This is a genomic window from Enterococcus pallens ATCC BAA-351 (assembly GCF_000407485.1).
In the GTDB taxonomy this organism is placed as follows: domain Bacteria; phylum Bacillota; class Bacilli; order Lactobacillales; family Enterococcaceae; genus Enterococcus_A; species Enterococcus_A pallens.
On sequence record NZ_ASWD01000001.1, the window covers coordinates 216,041 to 235,815 of the forward strand.

The 19,775-nt window shown below is 38.6% G+C and carries 25 protein-coding genes; 9 read left to right on the top strand and 16 right to left on the bottom strand.

What is annotated here, in order from left to right; genetic code table 11:
* The first annotated feature begins 120 nt into the window (after positions 1 to 120).
* Positions 121 to 1,146 (top strand): Gfo/Idh/MocA family oxidoreductase, encoded by a 1,026-nt coding sequence (locus I588_RS01100; RefSeq protein ID WP_010757082.1) that lies wholly within the window; start codon positions 121 to 123, stop codon positions 1,144 to 1,146.
* 11 nt (positions 1,147 to 1,157) lie between these two features.
* Positions 1,158 to 2,114 (top strand): Gfo/Idh/MocA family protein, encoded by a 957-nt coding sequence (locus I588_RS01105; protein WP_010757083.1) that lies wholly within the window; start codon positions 1,158 to 1,160, stop codon positions 2,112 to 2,114.
* Between the two features lie 129 nt (positions 2,115 to 2,243).
* On the opposite strand, the gene I588_RS27535 is transcribed toward I588_RS01105, so the two are convergent.
* The 6 genes from I588_RS27535 to I588_RS01130 all read right to left on the bottom strand — a co-directional run bounded on the left by I588_RS27535 (position 2,244) and on the right by I588_RS01130 (position 5,949).
* A complete protein-coding gene (locus I588_RS27535) occupies positions 2,244 to 2,402 on the bottom strand; it encodes a hypothetical protein (protein WP_010757084.1) in 159 nt (52 codons plus the stop codon).
* Positions 2,399 to 2,983, bottom strand: coding sequence for a DUF1700 domain-containing protein (locus tag I588_RS01110; protein WP_010757085.1), 585 nt, complete (start codon positions 2,981 to 2,983; stop codon positions 2,399 to 2,401). Before I588_RS01110 ends, I588_RS27535 begins: the two co-directional genes overlap by 4 nt.
* On the bottom strand, positions 2,970 to 3,293 hold the full coding sequence (locus tag I588_RS01115) for a PadR family transcriptional regulator (protein WP_010757086.1): 324 nt from the start codon (positions 3,291 to 3,293) through the stop codon (positions 2,970 to 2,972). Before I588_RS01115 ends, I588_RS01110 begins: the two co-directional genes overlap by 14 nt.
* A gap of 208 nt (positions 3,294 to 3,501) precedes the next feature.
* Positions 3,502 to 3,990, bottom strand: a complete 489-nt coding sequence (locus I588_RS01120) for a prolyl-tRNA synthetase associated domain-containing protein (protein WP_010757087.1) — start codon at positions 3,988 to 3,990, stop codon at positions 3,502 to 3,504.
* 133 nt (positions 3,991 to 4,123) lie between these two features.
* Positions 4,124 to 5,443 carry a glycosyltransferase family 2 protein gene (locus I588_RS01125; RefSeq protein ID WP_010757088.1) on the bottom strand — a complete coding sequence of 440 codons (1,320 nt, stop codon included), beginning with the start codon at positions 5,441 to 5,443 and terminating at the stop codon, positions 4,124 to 4,126.
* Positions 5,440 to 5,949, bottom strand: coding sequence for a hypothetical protein (locus I588_RS01130; protein ID WP_010757089.1), 510 nt, complete (start codon positions 5,947 to 5,949; stop codon positions 5,440 to 5,442). Before I588_RS01130 ends, I588_RS01125 begins: the two co-directional genes overlap by 4 nt.
* Positions 5,950 to 6,157: 208 nt before the next feature.
* Between I588_RS01130 and I588_RS01135 the strand changes: the two genes are divergently transcribed.
* A complete protein-coding gene (locus I588_RS01135; RefSeq protein WP_010757090.1) occupies positions 6,158 to 6,736 on the top strand; it encodes a DUF6434 domain-containing protein in 579 nt (192 codons plus the stop codon).
* Positions 6,737 to 6,738: 2 nt separating this feature from the next.
* Positions 6,739 to 7,452 carry a DUF5131 family protein gene (locus tag I588_RS01140; RefSeq protein ID WP_010757091.1) on the top strand — a complete coding sequence of 238 codons (714 nt, stop codon included), beginning with the start codon at positions 6,739 to 6,741 and terminating at the stop codon, positions 7,450 to 7,452.
* 72 nt (positions 7,453 to 7,524) lie between these two features.
* Here the strand turns inward: I588_RS01140 and I588_RS01145 are convergent, their stop codons facing one another.
* The 6 genes from I588_RS01145 to I588_RS01170 all read right to left on the bottom strand — a co-directional run bounded on the left by I588_RS01145 (position 7,525) and on the right by I588_RS01170 (position 12,822).
* Positions 7,525 to 8,298 (bottom strand): DeoR/GlpR family DNA-binding transcription regulator, encoded by a 774-nt coding sequence (locus I588_RS01145; protein ID WP_010757092.1) that lies wholly within the window; start codon positions 8,296 to 8,298, stop codon positions 7,525 to 7,527.
* Between the two features lie 123 nt (positions 8,299 to 8,421).
* Positions 8,422 to 9,090, bottom strand: a complete 669-nt coding sequence (locus tag I588_RS01150; RefSeq protein ID WP_010757093.1) for an HAD family hydrolase — start codon at positions 9,088 to 9,090, stop codon at positions 8,422 to 8,424.
* A 62-nt stretch (positions 9,091 to 9,152) separates the two neighbouring features.
* The gene (locus I588_RS01155) at positions 9,153 to 9,713 is read right to left on the bottom strand and encodes an ECF transporter S component (RefSeq protein WP_010757094.1); all 561 of its coding nucleotides are present in this window, start codon (positions 9,711 to 9,713) and stop codon (positions 9,153 to 9,155) included.
* Positions 9,706 to 10,527, bottom strand: coding sequence for a bifunctional hydroxymethylpyrimidine kinase/phosphomethylpyrimidine kinase (gene thiD / locus I588_RS01160; RefSeq protein WP_010757095.1), 822 nt, complete (start codon positions 10,525 to 10,527; stop codon positions 9,706 to 9,708). Before thiD ends, I588_RS01155 begins: the two co-directional genes overlap by 8 nt.
* A gap of 125 nt (positions 10,528 to 10,652) precedes the next feature.
* Entirely contained in the window at positions 10,653 to 12,251 is a 1,599-nt protein-coding gene (gene aspD, locus I588_RS01165) for an aspartate 4-decarboxylase (protein WP_010757096.1), read from the bottom strand.
* A gap of 139 nt (positions 12,252 to 12,390) precedes the next feature.
* Complete coding sequence (locus I588_RS01170; RefSeq protein ID WP_010757097.1) at positions 12,391 to 12,822, bottom strand: GNAT family N-acetyltransferase; 432 nt, start codon at positions 12,820 to 12,822, stop codon at positions 12,391 to 12,393.
* A 213-nt stretch (positions 12,823 to 13,035) separates the two neighbouring features.
* Between I588_RS01170 and I588_RS01175 the strand changes: the two genes are divergently transcribed.
* From I588_RS01175 to emtC, 4 genes are all read left to right on the top strand, one after another.
* A complete protein-coding gene (locus tag I588_RS01175; RefSeq protein ID WP_010757098.1) occupies positions 13,036 to 13,275 on the top strand; it encodes a hypothetical protein in 240 nt (79 codons plus the stop codon).
* Positions 13,276 to 13,675: 400 nt separating this feature from the next.
* Positions 13,676 to 14,398 carry a metal ABC transporter ATP-binding protein EmtA gene (emtA, locus tag I588_RS01180; protein WP_010757099.1) on the top strand — a complete coding sequence of 241 codons (723 nt, stop codon included), beginning with the start codon at positions 13,676 to 13,678 and terminating at the stop codon, positions 14,396 to 14,398.
* On the top strand, positions 14,395 to 15,066 hold the full coding sequence (gene emtB, locus I588_RS01185; RefSeq protein ID WP_010757100.1) for a metal ABC transporter permease EmtB: 672 nt from the start codon (positions 14,395 to 14,397) through the stop codon (positions 15,064 to 15,066). Before emtA ends, emtB begins: the two co-directional genes overlap by 4 nt.
* A gap of 11 nt (positions 15,067 to 15,077) precedes the next feature.
* On the top strand, positions 15,078 to 15,896 hold the full coding sequence (emtC, locus tag I588_RS01190; protein WP_010757101.1) for a metal family ABC transporter substrate-binding protein EmtC: 819 nt from the start codon (positions 15,078 to 15,080) through the stop codon (positions 15,894 to 15,896).
* Between the two features lie 41 nt (positions 15,897 to 15,937).
* Here emtC and I588_RS01195 read toward each other — a convergent pair whose 3' ends face one another.
* The gene (locus I588_RS01195; RefSeq protein WP_010757102.1) at positions 15,938 to 16,684 is read right to left on the bottom strand and encodes a YdcF family protein; all 747 of its coding nucleotides are present in this window, start codon (positions 16,682 to 16,684) and stop codon (positions 15,938 to 15,940) included.
* Between the two features lie 137 nt (positions 16,685 to 16,821).
* Between I588_RS01195 and I588_RS01200 the strand changes: the two genes are divergently transcribed.
* Positions 16,822 to 17,247, top strand: coding sequence for a YybH family protein (locus I588_RS01200; RefSeq protein ID WP_010757103.1), 426 nt, complete (start codon positions 16,822 to 16,824; stop codon positions 17,245 to 17,247).
* A gap of 51 nt (positions 17,248 to 17,298) precedes the next feature.
* Here the strand turns inward: I588_RS01200 and I588_RS01205 are convergent, their stop codons facing one another.
* The 3 genes from I588_RS01205 to I588_RS01215 all read right to left on the bottom strand — a co-directional run bounded on the left by I588_RS01205 (position 17,299) and on the right by I588_RS01215 (position 19,742).
* On the bottom strand, positions 17,299 to 17,562 hold the full coding sequence (locus I588_RS01205; RefSeq protein WP_010757104.1) for a DUF6442 family protein: 264 nt from the start codon (positions 17,560 to 17,562) through the stop codon (positions 17,299 to 17,301).
* 177 nt (positions 17,563 to 17,739) lie between these two features.
* Positions 17,740 to 18,420: a YoaK family protein gene (locus tag I588_RS01210; protein WP_034693514.1), complete on the bottom strand. Its 681-nt coding sequence runs from the start codon at positions 18,418 to 18,420 to the stop codon at positions 17,740 to 17,742.
* A 62-nt stretch (positions 18,421 to 18,482) separates the two neighbouring features.
* On the bottom strand, positions 18,483 to 19,742 hold the full coding sequence (locus I588_RS01215; protein ID WP_010757106.1) for a cytochrome P450: 1,260 nt from the start codon (positions 19,740 to 19,742) through the stop codon (positions 18,483 to 18,485).
* Between the last annotated feature and the right edge of the window lie 33 nt (positions 19,743 to 19,775).

Here is a 19,775-nt window from a genome sequence, read left to right on the forward strand (position 1 = left end):
ATTGTTTAGCTCTAGATAGACAAAAGTGTGAACATCAGTTGCTAAGTCGTGCCTTTAAATGTAATTGTTTTGAGAAGTAGTTATAATTAGTTTATCAATAAAAGAAAGAGGACTGATAACTTGTTAACTATTGCATATTTAGGTAATGGAAAAAGTACGAACCGTTACCACTTACCATTTTCTACCAAGCTAGGAGACAAAATCAACGTAAAAACTATTTTTTCTCCTTCTGGACGTCAAGCTTGGACACCCCTTGATGGCACTCATTATACCACTGATTTAGATGATATCTTGACAGACGAAGAAATTCAACTAGTGGTTATTACAACACCAGTAAAATTTCATTATGAGTATGCGAAAAAGACTTTAAATGCTGGGAAGAATGTTTTATTGGAAAAGCCTTTTACCGAAACTTCAGATGAAGCTAAGGAGCTGTTTGCTTTAGCCAAAGAAAAAGAACTGTTCTTGCAATGCTATCAAAATCGGCGATTCGATTCAGATTTCTTAACGGTTCAAAAAGTGATTGAAAGCGGTAAGCTGGGAGATTTACTTGAAGTGGAAATGCATTATGATTATTTTCGTCCAGAGATACCTGAGAGCGCAGAACATTTTTCACGAGAGGACAGTTATTTGTACGGTCATGGCTGTCACACGATTGATCAAGTTCTAAGCTATTTTGGCGAACCGGATCATATTCATTACGATGTACGTCAGTTGTTAGGTGACGATCGGATGAACGATTACTTTGATTTAGACTTTTACTACGGCAAGCTGAAAGTATCGGTAAAATCCAGCTATTTCCGTTTAAAGGAACGCCCAAGTTTTGTGATTTATGGTAAAAAAGGATCCTTTGTGAAGCAAACCAAAGATCGCCAGGAAGAGCATTTGAAAGTATTTTATATGCCAGATCATGCAGACTTCGGGATTGATCTTCCTGAACATTATGGTGTGTTAACCTATTTGGATAATGAAAAGAATTATCACGAAGAAAAAGTTGTCTCAGAAGTAGGGGATTACAGCCGGATTTATGAAGGTGTTTATCAGGCGATTATTCATGGCAAGGAAAAAATTGTGAAGGATGAAGAAACTATTCTGCAAATGGAAATTTTAGAAACAGGAATTGCTAAAATGCTGGCAGACCACTAGGAGGAAAAGAGATGAAATTAGGAATCGCTGGGGCAGGTATGATCGTAAAGGATTTCTTGACTATTACGCCTGATCTGCCGCAAATTGAACTTTCGGCAATTTTGTCTTCAGAACGCAGCTTAGCTAAAACGAAAGAACTGCAGGCTGAGTATGGGATTGGTGCAGTTTTTACTGACTATCAGGATTTTTTACGAGCGGGGGATTTTGATACCGTTTATGTGGCATTGCCTAATCATCTACATTTTCAATATGCTTATGATGCGTTGGATGCGGGCAAGCATGTCATTTGTGAAAAGCCCTTTACTTTGCATTTGCACGAGCTAGAGACTTTGCACAATTTAGCTAAGAAAAAAGACTTACTACTATTTGAGGCAATTACCAATCAATACTTAGGTAATTTTCGGCGAATGCAGGATTTTATTGAAAAGATTGCTCCTATTCATATGGTTTCCTGCAACTATTCACAATATTCTTCTCGTTATGACGCTTTCAAGCAAGGGGAGCTTCCCTTGGCCTTCGATCCAGCTGCTGGTGGTGGCGCCTTAATGGATATAAATATTTATAATTTGCATCTTGTAGTGGGGTTATTAGGGACTCCGCGAATCGCAAGGTATTTTCCTAATTATCAGCGAGCAGTGGATACGTCTGGAGTAATCGTGATGGACTATGGACAGGCCAAAGCAGTTTGTGTAGGCTCAAAGGATATGGATGGCGAAAGCTACGTTCGAATTCAAGGAGAAAACGGGGAGTTGATGATTAATGGCCCAACCAATTCTCTGCCTTTAGGGTCAGTAAAACTGAGCAACGGCGAACAGCACGTTCTAAAACAGAATGTCCATCCTCATCGAATGTATGAGGAATTCCAGCGGTTTGCTAAAGCAATTGATCAGCATGATGTGGTATTTGCCAATCAGCAGATGCGTCATAGTCTGGAAGTAATGAGTGTGCTGGAAAAAGCCAGAATTTAATTATCGAGGCAAAAAAGGAAGGGATTGCAGCGGATTCTCCATTGTTAGTCTAAGAAAACTTACACTTGGGAAATCGTCGCAATCCATTCCTTTTTTCATTGAAGTCAAAATTTAAGCATCAATCATATTCTATTCATTATAGATACTCACAACATTAAACCAACGACGCTCATGTTGGGCATAACGGTTTAAAGAAAATCCGGATAAAGTAAAACCAATGATAGAGATAATCAATCCAAAGAGCATCAGCCAGCTGGCGATTTTAGGAATTAAATATTTTGATCTCATACGCTTACCACCTTTCTTTGGAATACGGATTGACGAATTTTGCGGGTCATCCAGCGGTGACCATTGATGAAGAAGGCACTACATTTGTAAGTTGCCCAAAGGAAGAACATTCCTATTCCAAAGAGCAGCATACCCACACCTAGCTGAGTTACGCCGATGAAGAAAACATTCATGATTGCCAATGGACTAGTCAACGTAGCGATTAAACCACCTAACAAAAGTCCGCCTCCCAAACATGCAAAGGTGAAGGGGATACACCAGATCACAATATAAAAGCTTAGTACCACACAGAATGCGGCAAGAGCCAGACTACCCCAAAGTGGAAATCCTAAAATCAATAACAATAAAATTAGAGGACTAAAGCGTTTAGGCACTTTGATTTCCTGTGGAATACCTGCGGCCTCGTAAGCCAAGGCTTGTGGATCGCCCATTTTCGCGACTGCTTCTTCTTCAGTATACCCATCTTCAATTAAATCCATAATCATTTCGTCGTAATACTCGATTAGCCGTTGTACTTCACTTGGACGTACCTCATAGGCTAGATAATTGCTCAATTCCTTAATAAATTCAACTCGCTGCATTTTTGACACTTCCTTTAATGTATTGGTGGATAGCTTCTACCTGTTTCCAATCGTTTAAAAACTGTTGGATACTGTTTTGTCCTTCATCAGTCAGCTGGTAGTATTTTCGCAGCCGGCCATTGTGAATTTTCGAGTAGGTAGTTACTCGCTTACTCGTTTCTAAACGCTTCAAAATCGGATAGAGGGTGGATTCAGTAATCTCAATTTGGTGATTGATCTGCTTGACAATTTCATAGCCGTAAGAGTCTTGATGAGCTAGTGCAGCCAAAACACAGTATTCAATCAGCCCTTTTTTTAATTGGCTATTCATGTGCATCACCTTTCTATACCTTATACTATACATGACATAGTATAAGCCGACTATAGGACTAAAGTCCGATTATTAGAAAACGCTGAAAGAAGTGAGCGTGTCGTATAATTATTTAGTACTAAGAGTCTTTTTTGATAATCTATGTAGTCAGTGCATATCTTTCCAAATAAAAAAGCTGTGACCTTGAAGTCACAGCAGTACTTGCGAATTAAATTTGTGTAACGTGAACCTGGTTGCCACGCTCTTTAATGATAGCAATCAAGTCTTCTGTTTTTACCCAAACAGTTGCCGTATTGTCATTAGGATGTACACCGATCAGACCTGGTTCCTTTAAGAAATCTTCATCAATAAAGAATTGAACCATACAATCGGAATCATTTAACATGCCAAAAGGCGACACTGCTCCTGGAATTAAGCCCATTACATTCATCAGATCAGTTTCTGAAGCAAAAGATAGTCGACGGGTTCCATTTTTCGCTCGAAATTCTTTTAGATCCACGCGCTTATTTCCTTGAACGCTAATAATATAAAAGTTTTTTTTCTTATCATCACGAACAAAAAGATTTTTAGCATCCGCTTCTGGATAAGGTAAATCAACTTCGCTAAGCTCTTCCATATTGTAAACAGCTTTATGCTCAGTAATCTCATGCCAAAAGTCTTTTTCATTTAAAAAATTGAAAATTTCTTCCTTATTCATAAAAAATCCCCTTTACAACCTTCATGTTTGTTAAATTATATCATAATGATAAGCGGGGATAAATGAACTGATCAAAAATTATTTACTCTTACCAAAGAAGTTGCTGCTGTCAGACTACTCTTTAAAGCCTCATCTAATTTTCCTTCGCGGGCCTTTTTTGCCTTTCTGGACTTTTCCAAGTCCCCGATCCGAACCCTAAAATAGATTTTACAGCAGGGATAAAGGTAGTAATAATTGTTAGAGCGTTCATCATCCAGTAAAAGAGCATGTATAAAGGGGCGAAAAATAAGTACTTCAACTTGCGGCTGCCATCATCTGCGATCAATGAGGCCAGCAATTGGAAGGTACCCGAGAGCATTTCGAAACAAACAAAAACAAAAGCCATTGTGAACATGTGGTAAATCCGCTCAGTATTTCCTTCAAGCAGGAAGTGGATAAGCAAAAGGACAAAAAGAATACTTGAGATCCAGAAAAAGAAGGACCAAACAATGCTAAGGGATTGATCAACAAACATGATCGTCCGACCAATATTTTTAAGTGGATGCAAAAATACTTTTTTGAAGTTCGTCAACCATACTTCAGTTCCACCTTTAGCCCAACGTTTCCGTTGTCGATAAAGCATCCGAAGATTCTCAGGGACTTCCATGAAAAACATAATTTGTGGTGCAAACAACGACAACCAACCATCCATTTGGTGATCCCAGGCAATACTAATGTCCTCAGTAGCTCGATCTTGTCTAAATAAACCAACATCGATTAAAGCATCCTTTCGATACATAGTATTGGCACCGCTGTAAGCATAAATCCCGCCTAAAACGCCAATTTGCGTCCGCTTGATAATACCAACGATACTAGAAAATTCAACCGTTTGAGATTTAGCAATTAGTCGAGAGCGATTTTGTACATCCATATTAGCAGTTACAGCAGCAATGTTAGTAGCATCAGGCCTCAAGAAGTAATTCACATAACGATTCAATGCATCCGGTTCAGGTACTGTATCTGCATCATTGCTCAAAATCAACTTACCTTTGGCAAAGCCTAAGCCAATGTTGAAAGCATGCGCTTTTCCTTTATTTTTTTCAATTCGTATTACACGCAAAGTAGAATACTTTTTTTGGAGCTCAGCTAATATCTCTGGAGTCTGATCGGTGGAACCATCGTCAGTCACCAATACTTCATAATTCTCATAATTTATTTTTGTCATTAAGTAATCAATCGTTTTCTCAATCACGATTTCTTCATTATGAGCAGGAACCATGATGGTCACAAAGGGTTCTACTTCTGTTGGAATAACATCCCAGTCTTTTTGACGATATTTAAACAACAGACCGTAACAGAATACACCGATAAACCAATAAAAACTGCCAATAATCGGATAAGTGATTAAAATAAGAAAAATAACCGTTAAAAAAGCATCTAAAACAGGGTGGCCTGTTTGGATCAGGGTGATCATAAATCAACATCCCCTTTCTTATAAAGGTCTTGAACATAATGAGTGTCTAAATTTTGTTCTTCCTTTACCAAATAATAACAAGCGGCTTCACGTTCTTCCTTGGGACCAAAACGCTTTTCAAAGTCATCACTCAATAATTGTTGCCGTTTTTTAACACGTTTGGCATCATACATCTCTTTTTTTTGCAATAAATGTCTAAAGCGATAATTATTCCAGATAGTCAAAATAATTGAAAAAATAAGAATTACCAAAAAAGCAATTGATAGAAAAATCATTAAGAAAACAAGGGTTTGGATCTCTTCAACATAAGTAAAAAGATTGAGCTTGTGAGCTAAATCTCCCAAAAAAAGTGGGGATAATACCCAAACAAATGGAAGGACAACTAACATCCATCCTACAATAGCGACTGACGATTGAACTATTTTCAACCCAAAATGTTTTTTTTCAAAATAAGGGTCTGTAACTAATAATTTACTGACCTCGTCTCTACTAATATTTTTCTTCATAAATTAGACTTCCTCTCATGAATGTTAAGGTATGCACAGTATAAGACATTTTGAGCTTAAAAGCTTTTAAATAGGCTTGTAATTCGTCAATATAACAAAAAAAATTAAAACCATAAGAGAATAACAAGGAATTGCTAGCGAAAGAAACTCAACGAAAAAGAGAACAAATGTTCTTTTTGTGGTATAATTAGAACAACGGGGGAAGAAAATGACTATACAAAAACTATCAAAGCAGCTGACAGAAAAGCAATTTCGACACTATTACTATTTAAAAGAAGACTTAATCAGTTTTTGTCGTCAAGAACATTTGCAAACTACTGGCAGCAAGCAGGAACTAACGGACCGAATTGCTCATTATTTAACGACAGGAGAAAGGCAGACGGTTCAACGCTTTTCTAAAAAAAATACTCGGACAGCCATTCGTTTATCAGAGCAAATCGAAGAAAATATCGTTTGCTCAGAAATCCATCGTGCTTTTTTTAAAGAGCAAATTGGTCCACAGTTTTCCTTCAATGTCCTGTTTCAAAAATGGCTGAAGCAAAATGCTGGCAAAACATACGAGGAAGCAGTAACCGCCTATCAAGAAATTTTGGCGCAAAAGAAAGCAAAGCCTACTCAAATTGCTCAGCAATTCGAATACAATGCCTACATTCGCTCATTCTTTGCAGCAAATAAAGGCAGGAAGTTGTCAGAGGCGATTACTTGTTGGAATTATAAAAAGACCCAACCAGGATCGAATGAATTTGAAATACAGGATATGGAAATCTTGAAGGAAGGGGGAGAGTAGCAGTGGCCATATGGAATCCATGGCGTGGTTGTCACCGAGTAAGTGAGGGGTGTCGTCATTGCTTCATTCATGAAGGAGACAAAAAGCGCAAACAAGATACCAGTATAATTGAACAAACTGCACAGTTTGATGCACCAATTAAGAAAACAAAGCAAGGAAAGTATAAGATGAAAGCAAATCAGCAAGTCTTTGTTTGTTTCTCCAGCGACTTTTTCATCGAGGCTGCCGATGCTTGGCGGAAAGATTGCTGGAAAATGATGAAAGAACGTTCTGATCTGGATTTTTTCTTTTTGACTAAACGAATCCAACGTTTTGAAGAGGTGATACCAGCAGATTGGGGCGAAGGCTATGACAATGTAAACATTGGTGTTTCAGTAGAAAATCAACAAATGGCCGATCAACGACTTAGCTACTTTCAAACCTTACCAATCAAGCATAAAAGCATTGCTTGTCAACCATTAATAGGTCCGGTTAGCTTAACCGACCATCTTTCTGATGTAGAATTAGTTGTAGCCGGTGGTGAATATCACCAAAATGCTAGACCATTAGACTATCAGTGGATTTTAAATCTAAGAGAAGAATGTATAGAACATCAAACAGCCTTTGAATTTCGACAATGTGGCACTCATTTTGTTAAAGACGGGCAAAAGTATCAGTTAAATTATCGACAACTATTTGGCCAAGCAAAAAAAGCAGGGATTAATTGGTATCCATAGTTTAACGGGATAAAAAAAGTAACCAAAAAACTAGAACTCGCCAGCTACAGCATTAAGGCGAATTCTAGTTTTTTATACTTTCACAATCTCTCTTAATCCGTTAGTACGTAATTGTTCTTCCAAGGCTGGTTCAAGACCTTGGTCAGTTACTAGAACATCCATTTGATTAATCGGCAAAAAGGTATACAATGCTCGATGTCCGATTTTAGTATGGTCGGTTACAACAATATGCGTTTTCGCAGCCTTTATCATGTTTGTTTTCGCGGGAACCAACAGTTCATTGAAGTGGGTTAGTCCTTTTTCAATGTTTAAGGCTGGCGTAGCTACAAAAACCTTGTCCACATCCAGCTTTTCCAGCGTTTCATTAGTAATCTGGCCATTTAGCATAAAGCTGTCATGGAAAAGAGTTCCCCCTGTTACAATGGTTGTAATTCGACGGTTTTGTCGTAAGACGGAGGCGATATTCAAATCGTTTGTTACAACAGTTAGTGCTTGATAGTGAGTACTCTCGTTTAATGCCTTAGCAATTTGCAGTGTAGTTGTTCCGGAATCTAAAATGATACACTCGCAATCCTTTACCATCTTAGCAGCATAAGCGCCAATACGAATTTTTTCATTGATACATTCAGTTTCTCGATCTTCAAAATCTGGTTCATCGCGCTTGATACTTACGGGGACAACACCTCCATGAATGCGTGAAACTAATCCCTGTTCTTCCAATTCATCTAGGTCACGGCGAATAGTTGTCTCGTGAACTGCAAATATCTTTGCTAACTCATTAACCGAAATGAACTGGTTTTCTTCAATTTTATTAAGTATTTTGGCTCTGCGTTCTTCTGTTAACACTTTTCCATCCTCACTTTCGCTCGTTTTCTCTCTTTTTTATTGTACCTTAAAAAGAGAAAGTTTGCTCATAAGGTGAATATCCTTATAATTTATTTAAGTTAATTATACCTAAAGTGTGAAATGCTAAATAGTTGTAAGTAAAGCTGGGTGGTTTTGGCAAGCTGTCATAATTTCTGTAAAATCTTGATAGCTAGCTAAAGGGAGAATTTCTATTTCTTCTGCAATCGGGATAAAGTCATTCAGATGATAAACCTTCAGACCAGCTGCTGAAGCTGAAAGAACGCCGTTTGTGGAATCTTCGAATACAATAATATCGGATTTAGGATGGCCTGAACGTGCAGCTGCTAAGTGAAAAATTTCTGGATCTGGTTTACCTTTTAACACTTCACTTCCAAAAGCAGTAAAGTCGAAATAATCCCAAATATCTAAGGCTTCTAAAATCAGCTGTGCTTCTGTTTGTGAGGAGGAGGTTGCTAATCCGCAAGTAATTTCAGCTTGGCGACAAGCTTGTAAAAATTCAGCTGTTCCGCAATTCAATTCAAAATGTGCGTTATTCACGTAATTTTCTCGCACTTGAAGTACTTGCTCCAGCAAAGCGTCAAAAGGAAAAGCGCTCCCATATTCTTTAAGAAACAATGGTTTAATTTCGTTGATAGGACTACCTAAAACAGTTCGATAGAAATCGGTTGTTAAGTCATAACCTTCATGCTGCATCAAATTTTGCCAACAAGCAAAATATTTCTTTTCAGAATTAATCAATGTTCCGTCCATATCAAAAATGGCACATTTCATTTAAACAGCTCCTCTGTTTTCTTTTAATCTTACCATAAAAAGAAACCGTAAAATCAATGATTTTACGGTTTGGAGTGAACAGGCTGATTGTGAAAGATGGTTTGCATAGCTCGCCGCAGTGGGAAGTAGAGCAAACTGACAATTATAATAGTAGAAAAAATATTAATGACTGTTGCTGGCATCGTTGCTAAAGCTGCAAAAAAGGCTGGTTTTAGCTGTGCTCCAGCAATCATACTCATGATAGTTGCTTTGATTACTGACATAATAAACTTAGCAACTCCCGCCATTATACCAATTACTACCACCTGCCAGACAGCCTTGGGATATTTTTTGAACAACATAAATCCCGTATAGGCTGCAGCTCCAACGACAAAGCTTTCGATTAGAAAGTAAGGTGCTTCGTTGGCATAACCATTAAGTAAATCGAAAATGAAAAAACCTAACCCGCCAGCCAAGGAACCCTGCCAATAGCCGGTTAACAAAACTGCTAGTAAGACGACAGCATTTCCAAAATGGATAAACGCGCCTGTAGGTAAAGGGATCTTGATCATCGTTCCAGCAATCGTCAAGGCGGTAAAGAGAGAAATTAGGACCAGTGTTTGTACTTTTTTATCACTATTCATTGTTTGTCAACTCCAATCGTTTTTCTGCGTGGGTATAAGCACCGTGCCAAACATGTCCCACAAATGGATTAATGGCGATACCAGCACGAATCGCTGCTTCCACAAATTGAATCGCTAAATCAATGGCCTGAGTAACCGAATATTGTTTAGCCAAAGCAGCAGTAATTGCGGCAGCGAAGGTACAGCCGGCGCCGTGATTATAATTAGTATGAATCAACGGGTGAGGGTAGAAGGTAAAGTTACTTCCATCATAGTGAAGATCATAGGCTTGATCCAAATTTAACTGTGAACCGCCCTTAATCACTACATGCTTTACACCGAAAGAATGAATGATTTCGGCTGCTGATTTCATTTCTTCCTTGCTGTTCAGTTTGCCCATATGTGAAAGAATACCCGCTTCCCGTAAATTTGGGGTTGTGATAAAGGCTAGCGGTAAAAGCTGTTTACGAATCGCTTCCACTGATTCAGCATGAACGAATTCATCTGTTCCTTTACCACCAATTACCGGATCCACAACAATCTTTTTCTGGTAAGACGTCAAGCTGCGACTGACCATTTCGATGATTTCCTTATTCGGCAGCAGGCCAGTCTTGACACTATCAATGGGTCCAGCAAAAGCAGAATCAATTTGTTGCTGAATGAGGGCAGGTGCTAGTGGACTCATTGTATGTTTGCCGGTTTTAGGTTCCATCGTTACAATTGAAGTAATTGCTGCTAAACCAAACACACCAAATTCTTGAAAGATCTTCAAATCGGCTTCTAATCCGCCGCCGCCAGTTGCGTCCGAACCAGCAATGGTTAATACTTTTTCCATAGAATGACTCCTTTCAACTTTCTTTCAAGAATAAAGTAAAATAATAGGAAAGAAAACAGCCAATTGGCTTTGTTTTTCCTCAGCCAATTCAAAAAAGCAGACAATAAAATGCCTGCTTTTACTAATTATTTAGTTTCCTTCAACCATTCATCACGAATACTTTCCGTTAAGTGGATGATTCGCTCGCCTACTTCAGCATATTGGTTGGTAGAAAGATTAGCTAAAGATACCCTAACTGCCCATTCGCCACTGCCGAAAGCATTGGCTTTTAGGAGCATCAGCTGTTCTTTTTCTGCTAATATAGTCAAAATTTTAGTCACTGTCCAGGATTTCTTTAAGTAGGTTGCAAAAGCCTGCCCATAACGCTTGCGGACCCACTCCTCAAAATCAATTTCACAATAATAGGCGGTATCTAAAGAAGCTAAGGGTTCTTCTAGGCCGAGTGTGTGGAACAATAATTTTTCCCGCTCATGACAGATTGCCATTACTTCATCTTTGTAGGCTTGTCCTTCATCCATCAAAGAATATAGGCTGAATAAAGTCATCATAACCTGTTGCGGAGAAGATAATCCCGCGGCATGGTTCAATGCCACGTCTCTGCTGTCAGCAACAATTCGATCAATAAAAGGAATCGAACCAGGATCGCTGGACACAGAAGCATATCGCGCAGCTAATTTAGCGGTAGATTCATCTGGCAGTTTCGCAATCAATTGATCAAAAATCGAGTCTCTTGCCACGGCAATCGTTCCAACTCGCCAACCGGTGGCACCAAAATATTTAGAGTAAGAATAAATACAAGCAGTATTGTAAGGTAATTCCGCAAACAAGGATTTAAACGTAGGTACAAAGGTCCCGTAAACATCATCGGTCAAAATCATTAAATCTTTATGATCAGTCGCAACAATTTCTTTAATTAAGTCAATTGTTGGCTGACAAATCGCATTTGCTGTTGGATTGCTGGGATTTACTACAAAAACAGCTTTGATAGTAGTATCCCGCAGCTTATTGATTTCGCTGTCAGGGAACTGGTAACTAGATTTACCATCTAGTACGGTTTGTTGGGCTTGAATTTTCACCACATCAAAATCGTACTGCGGCAATTCAGGAATTTCCAAATAAGGTGCGAAGGTTGGCAGCATCAACGCAATTTTGTCTCCCTGATGCAACAGAAAATTGTTCATCAACGTATCAAACATATAACAGATGCCCGCAGTTCCACCTTCTACTGCGAAAATATCAAAGGGGATTGTAGAGTCTGCAAATAATTCTTGGTTCAAATATGCTTTAATTGGTCCTTCACAGGCTGTTAGACAGCGTACTGGATTAGGATAGTTATCGCCAATAATGTGGTCTAACATTTCAGTTAGCCAATCCTCTTTAGGCAGTCCTAAGTAATTGTTATCAGAATACCAGACTTTTTTTAAAAAATTACTGCCTTTACCAGGATGTGCAGTCAAAAAGTCGATAAATCTTTGGCTGCGACCTTCTTTAGCTGTAATCATACCAGCGGTTAGTTCGCCATTGTCATGAAGCGTTTCTTGTGTAGCGAACTGTCCTAATAAAAAGAATGCTTCACGAGGCGTTGGAGCCGTCCAGTTAGGATTCCCGCGACCAGCGTTCAATAAGTTTTTGCCTTTATTTTCTTCATGAACCTTTTTCTCTAAAAATAAACTTAATTCAAAAGGACTTAATTCTTCTAGGTTTTTCTCGGTAGCGATGGGCATAATTTCTCCTCACTTTACGATTTATACTTTTATAATAAACCCTTAGTTTTGAAAAATACCGTTAATCTACTAAGAGCTTCCAAAGAATCTAGGTGAAGGAATTCTCATAAATAATTTGTTTTTCTTTGCGTATTTTTACTTATTTTTTTAAGGTTAAATGGGTGAGAGGGTAGGGACGTCCTTGACCGTCTAAGGGACTTTCTCCAGTCACTAGAAACCCTTGTTTAAGATAAAAATGCAAGCCAGCTTCATTTTGAGTGTTCACATCCACTGAACGAATATGATCTTTTTCAATTAATTGCTGAAGAATTTGACTGCCTAATCCTTTTTGCCGATGCTGAGGAGCCAAAAACAGCATTTCTAAATGATGCTCCGTAGTTCCGCTAAAACCAACCAATTGATCATAATCATACCAAATTTTTAAAGTAACCTGCGGGAAATACGTGGGCAGTTCTTGCTTGATTGCCAATAAATCCTGTTCATTTAAAAAGGTATGAGAAGCGCGAACAGACTTTTCCCATAATTCAACCAAAACAGGATAATCTTCTTTTTCTGCTAACCGGTAATACATATATATCATCCTTTCCGTGCTTCATTTTCTCACAAAGCTTGCTATCAAACCAGCCGAAAACATTCTAAGGAAAAACCAAGCTGGATTTCTAGGAAAATTCACTTTTTCAGCATAAACTAGTGAGACTGATGAAAGACTTAGAACAAATCGGGCGCAGGACCCATGAGAAAAAATGGGAAAACAGCGATAATAGTTCTTGTAGGAGGGATCGTCATGGATCAAATAATTGCTTTAGTATTTATTGGCTTATTAGTCTATTTTGTTGTTAAAGTTGGCTCGTTCTTGTGGCGTATTGCCGGAGTTTTATTTTTACTGTTCCTTTTATACACTTATAAGGACCAAATGATTACTAACATTCAATCTTTTTTGGCTTCACCTAATTTAGGCGGATTATGGCAGCAGGCAACAGATTTTGTAGGCAACTTATGGCAAAAGGTTATCGGATTTATTTAAGCTTAAGCTTGAAGAATCCGAATTCGAATTAAATAAAATTGATATCTCATTGAGCCAGGCAGATTTTCTGTTTGGCTATTTGTTTGTCTTACGCTTGTATATAATATTGGAAAGTAAAATAAGTAATAACTAAGAAAGCAAAAAGAATTAGCAGATTAGTAAATTGAATAATACGTGTTTTCTTATAACAGCTTTTCATCTTATGAAATGATACAGATAAAAAACAGCTGTTTTAATCCTTTAGAATAAAAAACTTGAAATTATTTTTGTTTTAAGGGATTATAGAGATAGTTGGAAACGCACTTGTAAAATGGGTGTTCTTTTGTGACAGGAGAGAACTTCTTTTTTAGTACAGAATAATTGATTGTTGTATTCTGTTACTTTATCTTAGGAGGCGCCTATGTTAGAGCTGGTAAATGTGTCGAAGCTTTACGGAAAAACACAAGCACTAAAAGAGATAACCTTCTCCGTTCGGGCAGGAGAAATTGTTGGGATTGTTGGAAAAAGCGGCTCTGGGAAAACTACGCTGCTGCGTTTGCTGAATTTAATGGAGCAGGCCAGCTCAGGACAAATTTTGATTGACGGAATAGATGTTCAAACCCTCTCTAAAAAAGCCCTACGTCAACAGCAGCAGCAAATGGGCATGATTTTTCAAAACTACAATTTATTGGAAAATTTGAAAGTCATCGATAATGTTGCGTTGCCACTGAAGCTGTTAAAGAAAAAGCGACCGGAGAAAATCAATCAACTATTAAACTTCGTTGATATGGACCATAAGGCTCAAATGTATCCAGCGCAGCTTTCTGGAGGTGAGAAGCAACGGGTCTCCATTGCCCGTGCCTTAAGTCGAAATCCCAAATGGCTGTTGTGTGATGAGGCCACTAGCTCATTGGATGAAGAGAATACAGAGACAGTTGTTCGTTTATTGCATAAAACTCACCAAGAATTAAAGCCAACGATTTTCTTTGTTAGCCATGAATTGGAAACGGTAAAAAGCTTGTGTGACCGAATTTTGGTAATGGAAAATGGTCAACTGGTTGGAGAATTCAAGAACAATCCTCGCAAGTTTTTAGACGACAACCTTTCTTATCTGCAAAAGGTAGAAAGGAGTTTACAGGCATGACATTTCCCGAAACCTTTATGGAATATTGGCCTTCACTAATAATCGGGCTAAAAGAAACAGGAATTATGATGGCGATCTCAATGGCTGTTTGTTTACTAATTGGCTTACCATTAGGATTAAGTTTGTTTTTGGCTAATCCGAAAGTCAAGGGAAATCGTCTTGGTTTGTATTGGGGTCTGAATTTTATTGTCACAGTAATACGTTCGTTTCCATATTTACTATTGGTCATCGCGTTAATTCCGGTAACTCGCGGGATGTTGGGGAAAGCTTTTGGTTCAATTCCTTCATCGGTTCCATTAAGTATTGTTGCTGTAGCGATTTTTGCTCGCTTAGTTGAACAAGTTCTTCTAGATGTCCCAGAAGAAATCTATTTTCTAGCTAATTCATTAGGCACGACTCAACTGCAATATATTTGGAATTTTTTATTAGTAGAAGCTAGAAGCGGATTGGTATTGGCCTATACTACTACTGCTGTAAGCATGGTGTCTTATTCAACAGTGATGGGCGTTGTTGGCGGTGGAGGAATTGGTGATTTTGCGGTTCGAGTCGGCTACCAACGATATGAATATGGAATAATGTACGTTGCCATTATTATTATGATTGCCTTGGTTTTTATTTTACAAATGATGGGAAATTTACTAGCCCAAACAATTGATAAACGAAAATAGGAGGAAAAAGAATGAAGAAAGTTTATTTGGTTGGATTGGTTTTGGCAGCAGTTTTGATGCTCGCAGCTTGTGGAGGAAAGGACTCTGCAGCAAATAAGAATGACAAAGAAATTACAGTAGCAGTGCAATTGGAATCCTCCAAAGACATTTTGGAAATTGCTAAAAAGGACGCCGAAAAGAAAGGCTATACAATCAATATTATGGAAGTTAGCGATAATGTAGCTTATAACGATGCTGTGCAGCATGAAGAAGCTGATGCAAATTTTGCGCAGCACGAACCATTTATGAAGATGTTCAACCAAGAAAAGAAAGCAGATCTGGTAGCTGTCCAACCAATTTATTATTTTGCTGGCGGCTTTTATTCCAAAGAATACAAAGATGCCAATGAACTGCCTGACAATGGGAAAGTTGGCATCCCTAGTGACCCAACCAATGAAGGACGGGCACTAGCTATTTTAAATGCTAAAGGCATTATTGAATTAAAAGAAGGAGTCGGTTTTGACGGCACCATTGATGACATTATAAAAAATCCTAAAAACTTAACCTTTGAACGAATTGATCTATTGAATTTGGCAAAAGCCTATGATGAAAATGATATCGCAATGGTCTTCTGTTATCCTGCGTATTTGGAACCAATTAAGCTCACTACAAAAGATGCGATCTTGTTAGAAGATGAAGAGGCGAGTAAGCATTATGCTTTGCAAGTAGTCACTCGTGCTGATGAAAAAGACAGTGAAAAAATTAAGGTCTTAAAAGAAGCGATGACAACAAGCGAAGTAGCCGATTACATTAAAAATAGTTCTGCTGGAGCAAACATCCCCGCCTTTTAATTTTAAAACAAATCCCCCATGAGTTAACTCTTGGGGGATTTTTAGACCTTTCGAACATCATTTTGCAATAGCTGCTGACAACGTTGGTAGCTGTCAATCACTTCAGAAGGCACATCCACATGGGGGATAAAGCCTGCACCCTTCGGACCATACCCGTTGGGATTATCCTGCAAGCGCCGAATTTCGCCGATTACTAAAGAAAGAAAATACTCGGAGCTCCACCAATCGTTCATTACAGAATTAGCGAACTGTGGCGCATTGTCGTAACTAATTAAAACTGGCGGTTCTAAAGGAATTGGTTGAATAGCCTCCTTAGACAAAGTCCATTCTTGCAGCAAAGTGACATAACTGCGCAACTGCAAAAGCGGGTCCTGTACTAGCCAGAAAGATTTTGGTCGATTTTCATTGGTAAACAGATCACGAGAGAACTGGGCGTTTTCTCCTGTATTAGTAGATTGAGTGTCCAGATAAAAAGTTAGCTCATGAGTTGGATAATACTTGTTAAATAAAGCAGCTGTAATTTCTGCCTCTGATTTCTTTTCCCAGTCAGGTAAACTTATTTCAGGGCCACGCTTTTTAATGCTTTCGATTAGACGTTGAGTACCATGACCAATCCCGCCAGCAAAAATCACCTGAGTAATTTCAGTCTTTTGTTGACAAAAGTGTGCGGCAGCTTCCGTTAACTCAGGAATGCTATTCCCCGCAATCAGCAAGGTATTCGATTCAAAGGTGGCATTTTTAGGAAATGTAGTCAGATAGTCAACCAATAGTGCTAAGTCCTTGAACATAAAAAACTCCTTTACGTGTAGTATAAAACTGTTAATATGTATTGTAACACTTTTAAAGTCAAAAGAAGGCAAACAGAGCAGTTTTCAACTAAAGTGTTGAACTGTCAAAAATATTAAAAAAGCAGGGGAGTGATAGTATGCTGGAAAAACGAGTAGAAAAACAGATTAAGCAAATCATCGATGAATGTGATCGTCTAATTCAGGCTGAAAAATTTGATGAATTGGTAAATCATTACACTCAAGATGCTGTGCTGGTGGTTAAACCAGGGATGGAAGTTCATGGGAGAGCCCAGATCAAGTCGGCCTTCATTAAGATTGCGGCTTATTTTGCTAACTCCATTAAACCAACCGAAGGAAAGATGATTTATTTATCAGGTGGAGATGTTGTCCTAGTTTTAGCCCAAACTTTCTTAGAAGCTAGTGAAGAGGCCGTCAAAAATTCAGAATTTTCGATGGAGCGAAGAGCTACTTATGTGTTTCAAAAGGTGGAAGGACAATGGTTGTGCGCAATTGATAACTCCTATGGAACCACACTTTTAGAATTTGAAGATAAATTATCATAATGTAAAAAAGGACTTGTCGACAAAAACAAGTCCTTTTTATAGTAAGCTTCGCTACAAAATGTACTTCATGAAGAAAAAAATACAGCCTAAGAAGAAAACACCAGATACAATCAGCCAGCTTTTATGCTTAATCATAATAAATTTTCCGTAGCAAAATGCCCCAACTGCACCTGAGATCAAACTTAAAATATCCATCACCTGATGGTCGGTTATAATGCGGGCAATCAAAAGAATGCTCACTAAGATTAGACTAAATGCCGCAGCTGTGCCCATTGCGAATTCATTGCTGTTCATTTTTTGTTGTCGTTTTTCCATCTTTTTCGCTCCTCACCAAACCCCGTGTTTAATTATTATACGTGATTCCGCTTACAAAGTCACTGGTTTTTGTATTGGTTTTTCATAGTGGAAAAGCTTCATAAATTCTAAGAAAAACAAACTGCAAATAACTAGCGCCTATGTTTTTAACAAGTCTCTAGTCATGTGCAGTTTCTTCTACTTGTGTGCCATCTTTAGTGGTGAAATAATCAAAAGAACAAAGGTTAACACTAGCCATAGTCCTGATAATAAAATGGTTTGATCTTGTAAAAAGGGAACTAAGACACTAGTTAAGGTCGCTCCAAAAACAAAGCTTACAATAATAAGTCCAATATCCTTGGCTTTTTGAAGAGCTTTTTTATCATTTAAAAAGAAACCATCCGCTAAATCAGCAGCCAATGTCCGCAAATTCCCAGTCATCATCAAAGAAGTAAAGGGAGCTCCTTTTAGTTTGCGAAACTCTTGTAATTGAGCTGCCGCAGTAATGGACAACAGTGCGCTGGCCCAATAATCAGCAATTTGTGCAGAAAAGAGAGCAACAATTACTATACAAATGATCTCCCAAGCTAACACAATTAACTGTCGTCTGGGTTTCCGATCTTCAGGATAATGCTGCTGCAGGAGTCGAATGATAACTGTTCCTATCATAAAGGCGCCAATTGCAATCAGATAGCGGCTTACGCCGGGCCCTGTTCCCGCAAAAAGATGGATACCCAGGAGAATTAAATTTCCTGTTTGCAAGCCTGCGAAAACTTCACCATGTACTAAATAAGTATAGGCATCTAAGCTGCCAGCAGCCATTGCCAATAACGCACCGATAATTAGGGTTTCGTGTATAGGAATTTTTGTTTCCATAATTTTCACTTCCAATCGCCCTTATTATGGTTCCTTGCTTCAAAGAAGGCAACAATTTCGTCTCGCTACTCTTTGTAAAGCTTGGCTTTGCTATTAGGAAAGGTTGGAAAGCTGTTCATTGGAATTTCCCAATCCTGCTCAGGAATAGAAAAGGTATATTTGTTTACTAATTGATCAGAAAAAACACGCATAGTGTGCAAGGTAATCCATTCACCCGCGCAGCGATGCATCTCATTAAATTTTCCGCCTCCTTGGGCGATCATTTCATATTCCTCATCATAAGAAATATGTTTTTCTTTGCCTACATAGCGTTTCAAACGGAAAACATCTGGTGTTTCGATGGTTCGCTCGTCGTGGTTTGTACCATAGATATCTAACACAACCCAGCTGTCCTTTGGAATCAAATAGCCATCAACTTCAACATCTTTCACTGCAAAGGCTGGCAGCATTGGGAAGAAAGGATAATACCGACGCATTTCTTGAATAAATGAATCCTGCAGCTCCGAAAACTCGGCCTTTAAACGCTGATAAATGTCCGGACGGCTGAATAGCGCATGCCCCATCAAAGCGATCCAAACTGTTAAAGCGACTGTTGGCCGAATAATATTCAATAATTCTACCGCTGCTGTATCAATTGGCAATAACTCACCATTAGAATCAGTAGCTTGAGCAAAAGCGTACAAAGCAACGTCTTTTTTACCAGAAACCGGATTTGTACGAGCCTGCTCAATTAAGCTTTGAGCCCATTTTTCTGATTTGTTACGATTTTCAACGCCTTTAATGTGAGCGGTAGGGCTGGTGATAGCTGAACTGATCATGGAAATCTGATAGTCAGTCAATGTTTCTATTTCTTCTTCACTGTAGTCAGCTAGATTGATGCCTGCCCATTCACAAATAGAATGGAACAATACATCCTTCGCTATGTCAAACAAGGTAAACTCACCATGCTGCTGATCAAGTTTTTCCGTCAAACGGCGGTCCAAGATACGGTGATATTCTTCCATTCGTTTAGGAGTCATTAGCTCCATAAAAATCGTTTTACGATGGGTATGATCCTGACCATCAAGGGTTTGAACACCTTCTTCGCCAAATAAGGTTTTTAATACTAGCTTAGGCATCGCACCTTCACGTTTGAAATTGCGGGGATCATAAAAGATTTTAGCTGCTTCTTGACCGTAAATTGCGATAATTTCCTTGTTCAGCAAACGCGCCTTGACCACTGGAGCATCTGCCTCCTTACGTAATTCGCTTAAAAGCAGGTAGCCTTCGTCTAATCGTTCATTCACTTCGGTCATTTTAATTTTGATTTCCGGTACTTGTTTCATCTTGTTCACCTTTCTTTCTCGTTCTAATTTAAG

Excerpts from the sequence above, each read along its gene's own strand:
- I588_RS01115 (WP_010757086.1), bottom strand. The coding sequence starts at position 3,293 with ATGAATAGCCAATTAAAAAAAGGGCTGATTGAATACTGTGTTTTGGCT.
- I588_RS01125 (WP_010757088.1), bottom strand. The coding sequence starts at position 5,443 with ATGATCACCCTGATCCAAACAGGCCACCCTGTTTTAGATGCTTTTTTA.
- I588_RS01215 (WP_010757106.1), bottom strand. The coding sequence starts at position 19,742 with ATGAAACAAGTACCGGAAATCAAAATTAAAATGACCGAAGTGAATGAA.
- emtB (WP_010757100.1), top strand. The coding sequence starts at position 14,395 with ATGACATTTCCCGAAACCTTTATGGAATATTGGCCTTCACTAATAATC.
- I588_RS01195 (WP_010757102.1), bottom strand. The coding sequence starts at position 16,684 with ATGTTCAAGGACTTAGCACTATTGGTTGACTATCTGACTACATTTCCT.
- I588_RS01200 (WP_010757103.1), top strand. The coding sequence starts at position 16,822 with ATGCTGGAAAAACGAGTAGAAAAACAGATTAAGCAAATCATCGATGAA.
- I588_RS01175 (WP_010757098.1), top strand. The coding sequence starts at position 13,036 with ATGGATCAAATAATTGCTTTAGTATTTATTGGCTTATTAGTCTATTTT.
- I588_RS01110 (WP_010757085.1), bottom strand. The coding sequence starts at position 2,983 with ATGCAGCGAGTTGAATTTATTAAGGAATTGAGCAATTATCTAGCCTAT.
- I588_RS27535 (WP_010757084.1), bottom strand. The coding sequence starts at position 2,402 with ATGAGATCAAAATATTTAATTCCTAAAATCGCCAGCTGGCTGATGCTC.
- I588_RS01105 (WP_010757083.1), top strand. The coding sequence starts at position 1,158 with ATGAAATTAGGAATCGCTGGGGCAGGTATGATCGTAAAGGATTTCTTG.
- emtC (WP_010757101.1), top strand. The coding sequence starts at position 15,078 with ATGAAGAAAGTTTATTTGGTTGGATTGGTTTTGGCAGCAGTTTTGATG.
- I588_RS01155 (WP_010757094.1), bottom strand. The coding sequence starts at position 9,713 with ATGAATAGTGATAAAAAAGTACAAACACTGGTCCTAATTTCTCTCTTT.
- emtA (WP_010757099.1), top strand. The coding sequence starts at position 13,676 with ATGTTAGAGCTGGTAAATGTGTCGAAGCTTTACGGAAAAACACAAGCA.
- I588_RS01120 (WP_010757087.1), bottom strand. The coding sequence starts at position 3,990 with ATGAATAAGGAAGAAATTTTCAATTTTTTAAATGAAAAAGACTTTTGG.
- I588_RS01135 (WP_010757090.1), top strand. The coding sequence starts at position 6,158 with ATGACTATACAAAAACTATCAAAGCAGCTGACAGAAAAGCAATTTCGA.
- I588_RS01205 (WP_010757104.1), bottom strand. The coding sequence starts at position 17,562 with ATGGAAAAACGACAACAAAAAATGAACAGCAATGAATTCGCAATGGGC.
- thiD (WP_010757095.1), bottom strand. The coding sequence starts at position 10,527 with ATGGAAAAAGTATTAACCATTGCTGGTTCGGACGCAACTGGCGGCGGC.
- aspD (WP_010757096.1), bottom strand. The coding sequence starts at position 12,251 with ATGCCCATCGCTACCGAGAAAAACCTAGAAGAATTAAGTCCTTTTGAA.
- I588_RS01130 (WP_010757089.1), bottom strand. The coding sequence starts at position 5,949 with ATGAAGAAAAATATTAGTAGAGACGAGGTCAGTAAATTATTAGTTACA.
- I588_RS01170 (WP_010757097.1), bottom strand. The coding sequence starts at position 12,822 with ATGTATTACCGGTTAGCAGAAAAAGAAGATTATCCTGTTTTGGTTGAA.
- I588_RS01150 (WP_010757093.1), bottom strand. The coding sequence starts at position 9,090 with ATGAAATGTGCCATTTTTGATATGGACGGAACATTGATTAATTCTGAA.